Here is a 14,724-nt window from a genome sequence, read left to right as displayed (position 1 = left end):
ACAGCTACGGCGCCCGACCGCGGACGCAGTCGGTCGCCCCTACGGCGGCGTCACGGCTTCGCCGCTTTCGTCGTTCCGTCGCGGTCCCGTACCGTCCTCGTCGCCGTTCCGGGCCTCGTCGTTCCCGTGATCGCGGCCGTCGCTCGCCCCGCGGCCGTTCGCGTCCCGGTCGTCCGAACGCTCGGCGCTCGCGGCGTCCGGGATTCGATCGATCTCTCGGTCCCCGGCCGTCTCGAAGGATTCGAGCAGGGCGTTCAGGTCCTCGGCCCGATCGGCCAGCGCGGCCACGCCGTCGGCGGCGTCGTCCAGCGCGGTCGTCTGCTCGGTCGCCGCCGCCGCGACGGTCTGGGCTTCGGCGGCGGTCTCCTCGCTGATCGCCGAGACCGCTTCGACCGTCTCGACGACCTCGCGAGCCGACTCGGCCTGTCGCTCGGTCGCGTCGCTCATCGCTTGGATGTCCCGGTTCGTCTCCGCGACCCCGTCGACGACCGCCTCGAAGGCCTCGACCGCCTCGGTGACCGTCTCGGCGCCGTCCGAGACCGCCCGCCGGGTCTCGTGAATTCCCGCCGCCGCGTCGTCGGTCTGGTCGCGGACCCGGTCGATAGAGGCCGTGATGTCCTCGGTCGCGTCGCGGGTCTGGTCGGCCAATTCCTGTATCTCCTCGGCGACGACGCCGAACCCGTCTCCGGCGTCGCCCGCGCGGGCCGCCTCGATGGAGGCGTTGAGCGCGAGCAAGTTGGTCTGCTCGGCGATTTCGGTGATGAACTCCGTCACGTCTTCGATGTCCGCGACCAGATCGCGCAGTTCCTCGATCGCCTCGACGGTGTCTTGGGTCCGGGCCTCGATGGCGTCGAGGTCCCGGACCGCGGAGGCCGCCGACTCGCGCCCGTCCTCGCCGCGTTCGGCGACGCGCTCGGCCCGTTCGGCGGCCTCGTCGGCGGCGGCCGACACCTCCTCGACGGTCGTCGAAAAGTCGTTTATGTCGGCGACGGCCGTCTCGAGGTGGTCGCTCTGTTCGGCCGCGCCGTCGGAGATCTGCCGGACGGAGTCGCTCACCTCGGCGCTGGTCTCGGTCACCTGCGAGACCGTCTCGTTCACGAGGTCGCTCTCGTCGGCGACCGCCTCGCCGAACGCGCGAACCGACCGCAGGGTCTGGTCCCACTCGTCGAGCATCTCGTTGAAGGCGCGCGCGACCGCCGCCATCGCCTCGCTGTCGACGTCCTCGTCGAGCCGACGCGTCAGATCGCCGTCGGCGCAGTCCGCCATCGCGTCGCCGAAATCGGCGGCGGTCGCCTCGAGTCGATCGCTCAGGCGCTCGGCCTCGGCGCGGGCGCGCTCGGCCTCCCGGCGCTCTCGCTCGACCTCCTCGCGGGCGCGCTCGGCTTCGGACTCGGCGGACTCGGCGGCTCGGATCTCGTCGCGCAACGAGTCGCGCATCGCGTCGAAGCCGTCGTAGAGCCGGCCGAACTCGTCGATACGCCCGGTTTCCAGCGGAACGTCGAGGTTCCCGCGTTCTATCTCCGCCGCCGACTCCGTGAGCGATTCGAGCGTCTCGGTCTGTCGCCGACCGAACCAGATCGCCGCGACGCCCAGGATGGCGATGGTCGCGACGACCATCGCCGCGAGGCTCGTCCCGACGCTGTCGCGCATCGCGTAGGCGCTGGCCTTCGGCGCGTGGGTCAACACGATCCAGTTGGTTCCCGTCACGGGCGCGTATCCGACGACCGACGACTCCGTCGCGGCGAATCCGGTCGCGTTCCGCGTCGCCGACCCATCGGCGTTCCCCTCTGCCCGCCGGGCCAGCGCCGCCGCGTCGAACGACTCGGTCTCGGTGTCGTCGGTGTCGAGCACCGTCTCGCCCCCGCCGTCCACGACCATCGTCTCGCCGGCGTCGACGGTCTGATGGAAGTCGCTCGCTCGCGCGCCCAGACTGGCGACCGCGACCACGGCGTGCTCGGTGTTTTTCGGCGGCGCGCTCACGAACGCGATGGACCGATTCCCGGAGACCGGGCTCTCGTACGGATCGCCGGTGACGTGGACGTACGACGGCTGGTTCGTTCTGTTGTCGATGGTGGCGGTGTCCCAGCCGGCGAGTTCGGACAGATTCCCGCCGACCGTTTCCCGCGAGGTACTGGCGAGTATCTCGCCCGAACGCACTCTGACGTAGTGGACCGCGACGAGGCTCCCGTCGAGCGACCGCTGTCGGTCCAGCAGATAGAGGCCGATCTCCTCGACGTTCCCGTTCTGGAACTGCTTGGCCTGCGAGAGGGTCTCAGTCTGGCGCGAGAGCCCCTCGATCCACCCGTTCAGGCCGTCGGCCTGCAGTTCCGCGGTCGAGGTGAGCTGATTCCGGACCTGCGACTCCAACCGCTCTTGGGTGTTCGCGTAACTGAACGCACCGACGGTCCCGGTCACGAGTATCACCACCAGAACGCCCACGAAGAACTTGCGAGCGTATCGACGCCGAATCGCGTCGGGAACGAGCGACGACGCGTCGACCTGCCGGAACCGCCTGTCGGAGTCCGTCATCGCGCGGACCTCGATTTCACGACCGTATAAAACCTAAGAATATATAGGTAATGTACGGGAATATATTTCTCCCCTTTCGCCGCCCGAAGGCGGGACCGCTCGCGTCCCGTTTGGCCCGTACGCTTTACCTGTCGGGCGCCGTATGACTCTCCATGTCACGCGAAGCGGCGGCCCAGCAGTTCTACGCCAGATGGGCGGATCTCTACGACGTGCTGGCGCGCTCGACGCCCGGCCTCGGACGGCTCCGCGGGCGGGCGGCCGACGCGCTGGCGCTCGAACCCGGTGACACCGTGGTCGAGATGGGCTGTGGCACGGGCGCGAACCTCCCGCACCTCCGCGAGCGGGTCGGTCCCGAGGGGCGAGTCGTGGGCGTGGACTTCACGCGGGGGATGTTGGCCCGGGCCCGCGACCGGATCGAGCGCGAGGGGTGGGCGAACGTCCACCTCGTGCGGGCCGACGCCGCCGAGGTCGAGTTTCGCGAGGCGGTCGACGCCGTCCTCGCCACGTTCGTCGTCGGGATGCTCGCGGACCCCGGCGCGGCCGTCGACCGGTGGGCGGACCTGCTGGCGCCCGGCGGCCGGATCGCGTTGCTCGACGCCGCCCAGACCGCGCGGTGGTTCGGCTGGCCCGTCAACCGGGCGTTCCGGGGGCTGGTCGTCGCGTCGTCGCCGACCGGCACGGACGGCTACGAGCGCGCGCCGTGGACGGTACTCGACAACCGCGTCGACGCCGCCCGGCGAGCGCTCCGGGCGCGCGCAGACGAGACGACCCACACCGAACACGCGCTGGGCGTGGTTCGGGTGACCGGCGGACGGATCCCGTAGCAGTCGCTCGGGGGCTGTCGGATCCGGAGGGATCGAAACAGTGGTTTCGGGGTGTCAGCCCGGGATGACAGACACTCCTTGACAGGCGTGTTCCGTGTCTGTCAATCGGTCACAGGGGTCAATGAACAATAAAACTAACTATCGGACAGATATGCGGAACCAGTCCGGAACCGGTCGCTCGTTTCGGTGACGGACCCAACTTCCGCGTCCGGGTCTCAGCGAAACGATGGCCCCGGAACCGACTCGTCTTCGGCCGTCCGCCAGGAGTGGTCGGGGGTCCAGCCGAACCGCTCGCGGGCCTTCGCGGTCGAGAACGCCGACTGCTCGCCGTCGAGATCGCAGTCGTCGGGCAGGCCGCCGAACACCGCCGCGACGGTCTCGGCGGTGGGCCGACCGAGGTAGTTGTCGTCGGCGACCGCGAGGTACGCCTCGTGGCCGGACCGATCGGCCGCCAGCGCCGCCGCGACAAGCGAGACCACGTCCCGGACGTCGACGTACGACCAGAAGTTGCCCGACCGATCGGCGGTCTCGGGGTCGAAGTCCTCCCGAACCTCGGACACCTCGTAGCGGCCGGGGTAGTTCACCCACGACGGGCGCAGGGAGGTGACCGCGATCCCGTACCGCCGGACGACCATCTCGGCGACCTCCTCGCCGACGAGCTTCGAGGTGCCGTAGGGGTCCTCGGGGCGCTTGGGGTGGGCCTCGTCGATCGGCAGGTAGTCGGGCAGCGACGGCTCGCGGGCGAACGGCATCCCGTAGAGGCTCTCGCTGGAGGTCCAGACCACGTCGGCGCCGACCGTCCCGGCGGCGACGAGCACGTTGTACGTACACTCGACGTTGTTGCGGAACGTCTCGGTGCCCGGGTGGGTGCCCGCGACCGGGATCGACGCGCAGTGGACGACCTGATCGGGGTCCTCGCTCTGGATCAGCTCCCACGCCTGCCCCTGGTCGGTCAGATCCGCCGCGTAAAAGCGGGCGTTCTCCCGGTCGCCGGGCGGGCGTTCGAGGTCGACGCCGACCACGTCGTGGCCGTCCGCGGCGAGGCGCTCGACGATCCAACTCCCGATGGCGCCGGTCGCGCCGGTGACGAGTACGTCCATAGTCTCGGCTCGGACCGCGGGGCAAAAACGGTGGGGCTTGCGGCGAGCGCGGGGCGATCGCGCGGTCGGCCGGTCGAGGGTCGGTCGTCAGCGGGGTCGGTTCTGGGCCGTCGAGGTCGGGGCTCAGTCGTCGGCGGGCGCGGTCGGCGGGGACATCTCGACGGGGTCGGCGTCGACGCCGAGTTCGTCGAGGGCACACTGAGCCGCACGCTTGCCCGACACCAGCATCGCGCCGAAGGTCGGGCCCATCCGCGGGAGGCCGTAGGTCGTCGCGGTCGCCATCCCGGTCGCGATCAGGCCGTCGTGGACGACCCCCGTGTGGTCGACGACCGCGTCCTCGCTCTCGCCGACCCACATCGAGTCGTGGCCGGGCGAGTCGTGGCCGGGCGCGCCGTACGAGTCGTCGCCGGTCTGGTCCATCCCGGTGGCGTTTTCCTTCGCGTCGCCGATGCCGGGCGCGTCGAGTACGCCCCGTTCGTCGAGCTTCGAGACCGCCATCGCGTCGTGGCCGGTCGCGTCGATGACGAGGTCGGACTCGACGGCGATCGGGTCGACGCAGGTGATCTCCCGGGGCAGGGCGTGGACCGGCGTCCAGTTCATCACGATGCCGCCCACCCGGTGGTCCTCTCGGATCACGATGTCGGTGAACTCGGTCATGTTCTGCATCTTCGCGCCCGCGTCGCAGGCCGCCTTGATGAGACCGGAACACGCCTCGGGACCGTTCGCGACGAACAGCCCCTCGCTGTCTTGGGCGGGCTTGTAGTCGACCTCGAGTTCGTCGAGGATCTGCTGGGCCGGGTCCCGGACGGTCACCTTGTTCATCAGGAAGCCGCCGAGCCAGAACCCGCCGCCGAGGTAGTTGTTCTTCTCGACGACCATCGCCTGGACGCCCCGGTCTGAGAGTTCCTTCGCGGCCATCAGCCCCGACGGGCCGCCGCCGACGATGATCACGTCCGAGTCGGTGAAGTCCATGAACTCCTCGGTCCACTCCTGTCCGATCGCGCGGGTCACTTCCGCCTCGCCGACGTCGCTGAACTGGTCGAATTCGCGCATACAACCTAGTAGTATTATTCCGTGGTGAAAGTCGTTGCGGTGCGGCTTCGGGCCCGCCCGGACGAGCAAATCACCGCTTTGAGGCGCCGAAAACCGTGATATCTCGACTCTCGGAACAGTTATGCGTGGCTGGCGCCTCCCTATACTTGCAATGGCAAACGGAACTGTTGATTTCTTCAACGACACTGGCGGCTACGGTTTCATCTCGACGGACGACGCGGACGGCGACGACGTATTCTTCCACATGGAGGACGTTGGCGGCCCCGACCTCGAAGAGGGAACGGACATCGAATTCGACATCGAACAGGCCCCCAAGGGCCCGCGCGCGACGAACGTCGTCCGCGCGTAAGTCGGAACACAACGTCCCGCACGGGACGCGATATAGCGATTTTTACGGACCGATCCGGCCGAGAGCGACGCCGCCGTCACTCGAGGTCGCCCTGCCGAATCGCGCGCTCGGCCTCCCGGAGCGCGTCCTTGGGGTCGAACTCGGCGACGATTCGCTCTAAGGCGGCCTCGTCTGCGTCCCGCAGGTCGCGGGCGTGCTCGGTCACGTTCGGCACCGCCCGCAGGATGTTGTCCACGATCGGGACCGCGACCGACCGCGCCGACCGCGAGAGGGGATTCAGATCGATCACGATCTCGGTCTTGCCCATCTCGGCGAGCGCCTCGGCCCGGTCGCCGTCTTCGAGCGGCACGACGACCACGTCGGCGGCGTGGATGCCGTCGGCGTCGACCTTCGCGCGCTCGTGGTCGAGCCCCGGAATCCGGGCGTCGGCCGCCAGTCCCTTCACCGACTCGGCGCCGTGCTCGCGGAGGTGGTCGGCGATGGCTCGCATCCGTTCGTCGGTCCGGTTGAACAGATTGACCTCGATGTCCGCCTCGACCGCCTCGGCGAGTTCGACGATCTCTCCCGGGACGAGCGCCGCGACGTTGCCGTTGACCGACAGCACCGGCCGGTCGGCCAGCAGGAGGTGGGCCGCGGCCGCCCGCGCGGCGTCGTCGGCGCTGGGCAGGGTGCGCTCGCCCAGCAGGTAGTCGAACGCCTCGCCGCGACCCTCCGCGATGAGCCCCTGTCTGCTGGTGATGCCCTTCTCGACGCCCTCCTCGATGCGGTGGCGGGTGAGCAACGACTCCTGTCGGGGGTGATCCTCGGGAATCTCGGTCATACTCGTGGCTTGCCCCATATCACCGAAAAGGCGTCGTTACGTCCGACCGCGGGGCGGACGATCGCCGTCACTCGATTTCGGGGTCGCGTTCGGGCGTCCGGTCGCGCTCGTCGGCCGCGGGCTCGCGGTCGAGCGACGCCCGGGCGCTCTCGGGGGTCTCGGTTTCGAGCAGGCGTTCGAGCCGGCTCTCGAACTCCGCCTCGGTGAGTTCGCCGCGGGCGTACCGCGCCCGAAGCGCGTCGAGCGCGTCCTGCTCGTCGCTCTCGTCGACCCCGCGGTCGCGGTACCACTGAGCGAGACCGACCGCCAGCGGGATCAGTCCGCCGCCGATCGGGAACGCCATCCACCACCACGAGACGCCCGCGGCGAGCAACGCGACCGCAAGCACCCCCATGAGTACCATGCTCGCGCCGACGGCGATGGTTTCGAGCGCGCCGTCGGGGTCCTCGCCGTACCCGGAGCGGGTGTCGGGACTGCGGTCGCCCATACGCGATTTCGCGCCCGCGATCACCGAAAAGCTATCGCTACTTTCGGAGCGTCGCGCCCGCGGGATGGACCTCGCAGGCGTCGGCGTCGTAGCCCGCGTCGGTCAGGCCGGTCCCGAGCGCGAACACGGTCTCGCCGAGCATCGCCATCGCGGCCTCGCCGCCGGCGGCGGTCACGTCGGCCAGAACGCCCTCGACCTCCGGCGTGAGGAGGTCGGCCGATTCGGCGAACTCCCGGGAGGCGTCCATCAGCATCGGCAGGGTCGGCGTCTCGACCAGTCGGACCAGCATGTCGACCCCGACCGACGAGAGCCGTTGGGTGTTGCCCGACAGCACCGCCTCGGTCGAGCGTTCGCCGAGGGTGAGATACTCGATCCGACCCGCGGCGGGCACGCCGTCGAGCCGGTTGTACTCGGGCGCGCCGGGGTCGAGTCGAATCGGGACGCCCCCGCGGGCCTGCGCGACCACGTCGCCGAGCCCGGTGCCCGACTCGACTTCGGCGGCGTGGGCGAGCGCGATCAGTTCGTTCGCCGAGCGCTCGCAGTCGAACGCCCGGTTCGCGGCGAGCGCGGTCCCGAGCGCGGTCGCCCCCGAGACGCCGAAGCCGGCGCCGACGGGCAGGTCGGTCCGGGCGGTCACGCGCGCCTCGGCGTCGAGCGCGTCGAGCACTCGCGTCACCGCCTCGATCGCGGCGGGCTCGTCGTTCAGTTGCATCGCGGTCTCCGCGGCGGGCTCGACGTCGACGGTCACGCCCTCCGAGAGGGTCACCCCCGCGCCGCGCGACCCGGCCTGCTCGGGGTCGTCGGCGTCGTGGACGCTGAAAAAGCCCGTGACGTGGCCCGGCACGAACGCCCGCGCCGACTCTCGGTCGTCAGTCATCGCCCGCATCTCGGGAGCGGTCACGTTTAACGGTTACAATCTCGGGCCGCGGTGGCCCGTTTCGAGCCGGACCGCGGACCCCCGACCGAGCGCAGACTCGGGCGCGACGCCACAGAAACGGACGTCAGCTCAGAACGAGTCCTACGGGCTCAGCCGTTGGCGATCGCGCGGGAAGAGGACGGCCTCCCGGATGTTCTCCAGCCCGAGCATCGTCATGACGAGCCGTTCGCCGCCGAGCCCCCAGCCGGCGTGGGGCGGCATGCCGTACTTGAACATCTTGGTGTAGTAGTCGAACGCCTCGGGGTCGAGACCCTGCTGTTCGAAGCCCTCCACGAGCCGGTCGTAGCGGTGCTCACGCTGGCCGCCAGAGACCAGCTCCATCGAGGGGTGCATCAGGTCGAAGCCGGTCGACAGCTCCGGATCGTCGTCGTGGTCTTTGATGTAGAACGGCTTGATCTCGCTGGGCCAGTCGGTGATGAAGTAGTGCGAGCCGACGTCGTCGCCGAGCGCGGTCTCGCCCTCGGTCGGCAGGTCGTCGCCCCACACGAGCTGGTCGTCGAGCGCGCCGGTGGCGTTGATGCGCTCGATGGCCTCCTCGTAGGTCAGCCGGGGGAACTCGCCCGACGGCGCCTCGAACTCCTCGTAGCCCAGCGCTTCGAGCTCGGCCTGACAGTTCTCGGCGACGCCCTCGTAGGCGGCCTTCACCACCGTCTCGCAGGCGTCCATCGCGTCCTCGTAGTCGAAGAAAGCGCTCTCGAAGTCGATCGAGGTCGCCTCGTTGAGGTGGCGGGGCGTGTTGTGCTCTTCGGCCCGGAAGATCGGCCCGATCTCGAAGACGCGTTCGAGCCCGGAGCCGACCATCAGCTGCTTGAACAGCTGGGGCGACTGGTTCATGAACGCCTCTTGGCCGAAGTAGGTGATCGGGAACAGCTCGGTGCCGCCCTCGGTGCCGGTCGCGACGATTTTCGGCGTGTTGATCTCGGTCGAACCCAGCTCGCGGAACGCCTCGCGGACCGACCGCAGGATCTCCGCGCGGATCTCGAAGATGGCCTTCTGCTCGTCCTTGCGGAGGTCGAGGGTCCGGTTGTCGAGTCGGGTCGAGAGGTCGGCGTCGACCTTGCCCGAGGGGTCGAGCGGGAGCTCGGGCTCGGCGGCGGCGATGACCTCGACCGAGTCTGGCACGATCTCGACGTCGGTCGGAGCCCGGGGCTCTTCCTCGACGTCGCCCGAGACTTTCACCACGCTCTCGCGGTTGACGTCCGTCCCGGTCTCGACCAGGTCGTCGTCCATCTCGTCTTTCTCGAACTTGACCTGAATCTTGCCGGTGGTGTCCCGGACGATGAGAAAGGCGATGCCGCCGAGGTCGCGGATCTCGTGTGCCCACCCGGCCACGGTGACCGTGTCGCCGGGTTCGGCGTCCGCGGTGTACGTTCGGTCTTGCATACCTCTCGATTCACGCGGCCCGGTCTTAAACGCGGTCATTTTCCGCGCGACCGGTCGCCGCGCTCGCGGTGGGCACGGCGTCCCGACACCGGAACCGCCGCGTGCCGGCCGCCACCGGCGTCGCTGTATCCCCGGGTAGCGAAAACGGAACAGTTCTTTTGAGGCCGCCCTACGACACCGAACGTATGAGCGACGAACGCCTCGACGACCTCGACAAGTACATCATCCACATGCTCCAGCGCGACGCCCGGAAGGCGTCGACGAGCACCATCGCCGAACACGCCGACGTGTCGGCCAGCACCGTCCGCCACCGGATCCGCCAGCTCGAGGACGACGGTGTCATCACCGGCTACCATCCGGCGGTCGACTACGAGGCGGCCGGGCTCCAGCTCCGGACGCTCATCGTCTGTTCGGCCCCGATACCCGACCGCGAGGCGCTCGCCCAGAGGGCCAAAGAGGTCGAGGGCGTGGTGGCGGTCCGCGAGGTGATGACCGGCCACGAGAACATCCACATCGAGGTCGTCGGCACCGACGGCGACGATCTGAGCCGGATCGGCCAGGAGCTCGACGAGCTCGGGCTCGAAATCGAGGACGAGGATCTGATCCGCAACGAGTACGAGAACCCCTACGAGGGCTTCCGGACGTTCGAAGCCGACGACGCCTGAGGAGCGTTTCTCCCCGGATTCCCAGCCGCGGTAGCCACGGCCGTCGCGATCTCATTCCTTATCCCCGGAACGACAATATATTCTAAATATATTCACGGACCGGGCATTAATCCGATCCATTTATTGCTATCCGTGATCTACGGTCGGGTGACGGAACCATGCAATCGTTACGACTCGACCGTTCGTCGAGAGACGCTCGCGGACCGACCACGTTAGACTCACGGCCGAGAATCCCTGCCGTTTCCTTCGGAGGAGGTGAGTTCGAATGTCCCGAAACGGACCGACCGCCGGGCTGATGTCGGCCGTCGGATCGGGGACCGCCGCCGGGTCCGCCCGTCGGCGTCGTGCCCTCGTCGTCGGGGGCGGTCACGTCGGGCGCCTGCTCGCCGAGCGTCTCGCAACCGACTACGAGGTGACGTTTCTCGCCACGGCACCGGAGGCGGCCCAACGAGCCGACGAATCGACCGTGACCGCCAGACACGTCGAAGAGATCAGCGCAGAAACGCTCGACCGGATCGGCGCCGGGGAGGCGTCGCTCGCGGTCGTCGCGTCGCGGACCGACGGCAGTAACCTCCTCGCCGCGCAGTTGCTCCGGACCCGGTTCGGCGTCGACAGGATCCTCATGCTGGTCAACGACCCCGACCGCGTCGACTCGCTCGAAACCCTCGACGTCGACGCGGTGTGTGCTTCCGATCTGGTCGCGTCGAGTGTTAACGACCGCCTCAAACGCTCTTCCGGGGAGAGTTGACCATGGGAAAGGAACTCGAACGAGACCTCGGACTGTTCGCGGTGATCGCTATCAGCATCGGCGCGATGATCGGCAGCGGTATCTTCATCCTCCCCGCGCTCGCGCTCAAGATGGCGGGTCCGGCGGTCATCCTCGCGTATCTGGCGGCGGGCCTCCTCGTGCTCCCCGCGGCGTTGAGCAAGGCCGAGATGGCGACTGCGATGCCCGAAGCCGGCGGGACCTACATCTTCATCGAACGCGGGATGGGCCCGCTACTGGGCACCATCGCCGGGCTCGGAACCTGGTTTTCGCTGTCGTTCAAGGGCGCGCTCGCGCTCGTCGGTGGGGTTCCGTACCTCGTCGTACTGTTCGACCTCCCGGTGAAGCCGGTGGCGCTCGGACTCGCCGCCTTCCTCGTCGCGGTGAACATGCTCGGCGCCAAGCAGACCGGCCGGCTCCAGGTCGGCATCGTCGCCGCGATGCTCGCCGCGCTCGTCTGGTTCGTCGGCGGCGGGGCCGGGTCGATCGAGGCCGCCCAGTACGAGGGCTTTTTCGCGAAGGGCGCCGGCGGACTGTTCGCCGCGACAGGACTCGTGTTCGTCTCCTACGCGGGTGTGACGAAGATCGCCAGCGTCGCCGAGGAAGTCGAGAACCCCGACCGAAACATCCCGCTCGGGATCCTCGGCTCGCTGGGCTTCACGACGTTGCTGTACGTTCTCATCGTGTTCGTCGTCGTCGGGATCGTGCCCGGCGAGGCGCTGTCCGGGTCGCTGACGCCGATGGCCGACGCCGCGGAAGTCGCGCTCGCCCAGCCCGGGGTCGTCATCGTCGTCGTCGCGGCGGTGCTGGCGCTCGTGAGCACCGCCAACGCCGGCATCCTCTCGTCGTCGCGGTACCCCCTCGCGATGAGCCGCGACAAGCTGATGCCCGACTCGCTCAGCACCGTCAGCGATCGGTTCAACACGCCGACGCGCGCCATCTCGCTCACCGGCGTGGTGATGCTCGCGCTGATCGCGTTCGTCCCGATCCTCGACATCGCGAAGCTCGCCAGCGCGTTCCAGATCCTCGTGTTCGTGTTCATCAACGTCGCCGTCGTGGCGTTCCGCGAGGGCGACGTCGAGGACTACGACCCGGCGTTCGAGTCGCCGCTCTACCCGTGGACGCAGGCGTTCGGCGCGGTCGGCGGCCTCGCGCTCCTCACCCAGATGGGGACCGTGGCGCTGCTCGGGTCGGCGGCTATCATCGCGGGGTCGGCGGTGTGGTACGTCGTCTACGTCCGCGACCGCATCGACCGCGAGGGCGTCGCCAGAGACGCCGTCCGGCGGTCGATGGGCCGGCGCGTCGTCGAACGGACCCGCTCGGCGGTCGACGGCGCCGGCGGCTACGAGGTGCTCGTCCCCGTCACCGAGGACACCTCAGAGGAGCGTGAGGCCGCGCTCCTCGGCGTCGCGGCCGACCTCGTCAGGCAGGGCTCGGGGACGGTCCGGGTGGTCCAGTTCGACGAGGTGCCCGACCAGACGCCCCTCGAACAGGCCTCGGCGACCCAGTCGCCGGCCGACATCCGGTTCGAAGAACGGACCGACCGGCTCGCGGCCGACGTCGACGTGCCCGTCGAGTACGGCGAGATCGTGAGCCACGACACCAAGCACGCGGTCGTCAACTTCGCCGACCACCACGATACCGACGTGATCGTGCTCGAACGCGACTCGACGCCGCGCCGGTTCGGTCTGTTGCGCAACGACTTCGAGTGGGTCCTCGACCACGCGCCCTGCGACGTGCTCGCGGTCGACGACCGGGGGTTCGACGCCGTCGGCGTGCTCGGCATCGTCACTGATCGGGGCCCCTACGACCCGCTGAAGGTCGAAGTCGCGAACGCGCTCGCGGCGCAAGTGGGCGCGGAGATCGAACTGCTCTACCCGGTTTCGCCGTCGGCCACGCCCGAACGCCGCGAGACGCTCCGGGACTACCACGCCGAACTCGAATCGGTCTGTTCGGTGCCGGTCGAGTCTCGACTCGTCGAGACCGACGGCGACGCGCTGGCGGATCTGGCCGACGCGACCCACGCGGTCGACATCGCGGTCGTGGGCGACGACGGCGGACAGGTCCGCCGGACCCTGTGGAGTCGCTCGCACGAACAGATCGTCGACGAGTCCGAGACGCCCTCGATCCAGGTGTACCCCCACCGGTCGCGGCGTCCGGGGCCGGTCGGAAAACTCCTCGAACGACTCGCCTTCTAGGCGTCTTTCGCGGCGTCGACGGTCTCTGCGACCGCGTCGACGCCCTCCTCGTGGACGAGGTCGCCGACGACCACGGTGTCGGCGTGCCGGGCCATCGCGTACGCCGAGTCGTAGTCGTGGATGCCGCCGCCGTAGAAGAGCGTGGCCGCGTCGAGCGCCTCCTGAGCCGCCGCGACGACCTCCGGGTCGCCGAAGGTGCCCGAGTACTCGACGTAGACGATCTCCTGGCCGAGCATCTGTTCGGCCAGTTCGGCGTAGGCCGCCACGTCCTCGACCGACTGGTCGCAGTCGGCGCCGGTGAGTTCGGCCACGCTCGCGTCGGGGTTCATGATGATGTAGGCTTCGGTCGTCGTCCGGTCCCAGTCGACGTCGGTGATCCGGACCCACTCTTTGTGTGCGCCCGTCACCCACGAGACGCCGCCCGCGTTGAGCACGACCGGCACGAGGTAGCCGTCGAGCGCCTCGTCCTCGACGACGACCGCGGGGTTGCTCGGCTCCTGATACAGGGGGACGTCGTACTTCGCGCAGGCGTCGATGACCTGCTCCATCTTCTCGCTGGTCACGTCGAGCGTGCCGCCGATTTCGAGCGCGTCGGTTCCGGTCCGACAGACGTCCTCGAAGGTCTCGCCCTCCACGAGACGCTTGTCGGGGTCGATCTTCAGGACGTGGTCCCAGTCGTCCCACGGTGCAGTCATTGTTCGAGTTAACCTCGAGGCGGGCTAAAACCCCTTCGGAACGACCTTTCGTTGCGGGCGGTGCCTGAACGCGTCGCCCTTGCAAACGCTCGATCGAAAACCGCCGAAAGAGCAGAGTCCCCGAGCCTGCGTTCGCTTTTCCCGGCCAGACGCCGTCACGGAATCTCGCTTGTCACTTCCTCCCGCCCGCACTGTGGCGCGATTAGTTGTGCCAACCACGATCGGGTTCGGTCGGTGGAAAGGCGTAGCCGACGACGAGCATGCTCGTCGCCACCGAGACGACCAGCACATCCGCGAGCCACGATGGATATGCGCCCGACAGTTTTGCCACAGCCAGCGGGATGGCCCACCCGGACGCAAACAGCACCAGCGATCCACCGAGCAACCGGGTTCGGTCGTCCCGGAGGAAAACGACTCCGAACGCCGCGATACCAATCGCAAACAGGCCCAAAAGCGTGAAAAAGGCGGTACTGATCGTGACCGGCAGGACAGTCACGTTGGGTACGAGATCGCTGGCACGCGCCAGGCTCGCCCACCCAACCAAGACGATGGTCCCCACCGGTAGTGACGCCACGAACGCAACCCCGACGATCGCTGTCATCGGGGTGCGGTCGGCGAGAGACTGATACGACCTGAGCAACACGAGCGGTGCGAGGGCGAATCCGATGCCGAACGGAATCGCAGAGAGCGCCCACGAAAACGGAACGCCGGCCAGACTCTCACTGTAGAGGCCACTGGCGGCCTCGACCAAGAGGATCGCGCCAGCGACCCCCAGTAGTCGCCCAGTCCAGCGCTCGATTTCGGGCCGTCCGCTGTCGGCGAGGGACATACCGGAGAGATCCGAGGCTCGAACATAATAGTAATGCATTCTACAACTCTCCTCCAAACCGGTCTGATTCTGATAGGTGCCGCGCCGGA

14 protein-coding genes are annotated in these 14,724 nt (G+C 68.6%); 5 read left to right on the top strand and 9 right to left on the bottom strand.

Annotated elements, in window-relative coordinates; translation table 11 throughout:
* Positions 1-39 precede the first annotated feature (39 nt).
* On the bottom strand, positions 40-2,529 hold the full coding sequence (locus tag EPL04_RS02715; protein ID WP_134669196.1) for a methyl-accepting chemotaxis protein: 2,490 nt from the start codon (positions 2,527-2,529) through the stop codon (positions 40-42).
* A 152-nt stretch (positions 2,530-2,681) separates the two neighbouring features.
* On the opposite strand from EPL04_RS02715, the gene EPL04_RS02710 reads away from it, so the two are divergent.
* Entirely contained in the window at positions 2,682-3,353 is a 672-nt protein-coding gene (locus EPL04_RS02710; protein ID WP_134669194.1) for a class I SAM-dependent methyltransferase, read from the top strand.
* Positions 3,354-3,568: 215 nt separating this feature from the next.
* Here the strand turns inward: EPL04_RS02710 and EPL04_RS02705 are convergent, their stop codons facing one another.
* Complete coding sequence (locus tag EPL04_RS02705; protein WP_134669193.1) at positions 3,569-4,453, bottom strand: NAD-dependent epimerase/dehydratase family protein; 885 nt, start codon at positions 4,451-4,453, stop codon at positions 3,569-3,571.
* Positions 4,454-4,576: 123 nt separating this feature from the next.
* The gene (locus EPL04_RS02700) at positions 4,577-5,506 is read right to left on the bottom strand and encodes a sulfide-dependent adenosine diphosphate thiazole synthase (RefSeq protein WP_134669191.1); all 930 of its coding nucleotides are present in this window, start codon (positions 5,504-5,506) and stop codon (positions 4,577-4,579) included.
* Positions 5,507-5,657: 151 nt separating this feature from the next.
* Between EPL04_RS02700 and EPL04_RS02695 the strand changes: the two genes are divergently transcribed.
* Complete coding sequence (locus EPL04_RS02695; RefSeq protein ID WP_134669189.1) at positions 5,658-5,855, top strand: cold-shock protein; 198 nt, start codon at positions 5,658-5,660, stop codon at positions 5,853-5,855.
* A 76-nt stretch (positions 5,856-5,931) separates the two neighbouring features.
* Here EPL04_RS02695 and EPL04_RS02690 read toward each other — a convergent pair whose 3' ends face one another.
* From EPL04_RS02690 to aspS, 4 genes are all read right to left on the bottom strand, one after another.
* Positions 5,932-6,675 (bottom strand): 4-phosphopantoate--beta-alanine ligase, encoded by a 744-nt coding sequence (locus tag EPL04_RS02690; protein ID WP_134669187.1) that lies wholly within the window; start codon positions 6,673-6,675, stop codon positions 5,932-5,934.
* 67 nt (positions 6,676-6,742) lie between these two features.
* Entirely contained in the window at positions 6,743-7,162 is a 420-nt protein-coding gene (locus EPL04_RS02685) for an SHOCT domain-containing protein (RefSeq protein ID WP_134669185.1), read from the bottom strand.
* Between the two features lie 37 nt (positions 7,163-7,199).
* Positions 7,200-8,039, bottom strand: a complete 840-nt coding sequence (locus tag EPL04_RS02680) for a pantoate kinase (protein WP_134669183.1) — start codon at positions 8,037-8,039, stop codon at positions 7,200-7,202.
* A 141-nt stretch (positions 8,040-8,180) separates the two neighbouring features.
* Entirely contained in the window at positions 8,181-9,482 is a 1,302-nt protein-coding gene (gene aspS, locus EPL04_RS02675; RefSeq protein WP_134669181.1) for an aspartate--tRNA(Asn) ligase, read from the bottom strand.
* Positions 9,483-9,667: 185 nt separating this feature from the next.
* On the opposite strand from aspS, the gene EPL04_RS02670 reads away from it, so the two are divergent.
* The 3 genes from EPL04_RS02670 (at position 9,668) to EPL04_RS02660 (ending at position 13,111) form a co-directional block, all read left to right on the top strand.
* Positions 9,668-10,147: an Lrp/AsnC family transcriptional regulator gene (locus tag EPL04_RS02670; RefSeq protein WP_134669179.1), complete on the top strand. Its 480-nt coding sequence runs from the start codon at positions 9,668-9,670 to the stop codon at positions 10,145-10,147.
* A 265-nt stretch (positions 10,148-10,412) separates the two neighbouring features.
* Positions 10,413-10,895 (top strand): NAD(P)-binding protein, encoded by a 483-nt coding sequence (locus EPL04_RS02665; protein WP_134669178.1) that lies wholly within the window; start codon positions 10,413-10,415, stop codon positions 10,893-10,895.
* Between the two features lie 2 nt (positions 10,896-10,897).
* Positions 10,898-13,111, top strand: a complete 2,214-nt coding sequence (locus tag EPL04_RS02660; RefSeq protein WP_134669176.1) for an amino acid permease — start codon at positions 10,898-10,900, stop codon at positions 13,109-13,111.
* Here the strand turns inward: EPL04_RS02660 and EPL04_RS02655 are convergent.
* Entirely contained in the window at positions 13,108-13,806 is a 699-nt protein-coding gene (locus EPL04_RS02655) for a phosphoglycerol geranylgeranyltransferase (protein ID WP_134669174.1), read from the bottom strand. The two genes, EPL04_RS02660 and EPL04_RS02655, sit on opposite strands and share 4 nt — an antisense overlap.
* A 202-nt stretch (positions 13,807-14,008) precedes the next feature.
* Positions 14,009-14,635: a hypothetical protein gene (locus EPL04_RS02650; protein WP_134669172.1), complete on the bottom strand. Its 627-nt coding sequence runs from the start codon at positions 14,633-14,635 to the stop codon at positions 14,009-14,011.
* Positions 14,636-14,724 lie beyond the last annotated feature (89 nt).

The organism is Halorussus marinus (assembly GCF_004521895.1).
Classification (GTDB): domain Archaea; phylum Halobacteriota; class Halobacteria; order Halobacteriales; family Haladaptataceae; genus Halorussus; species Halorussus marinus.
This window is presented reverse-complemented; position numbering and strand designations above follow the sequence as displayed.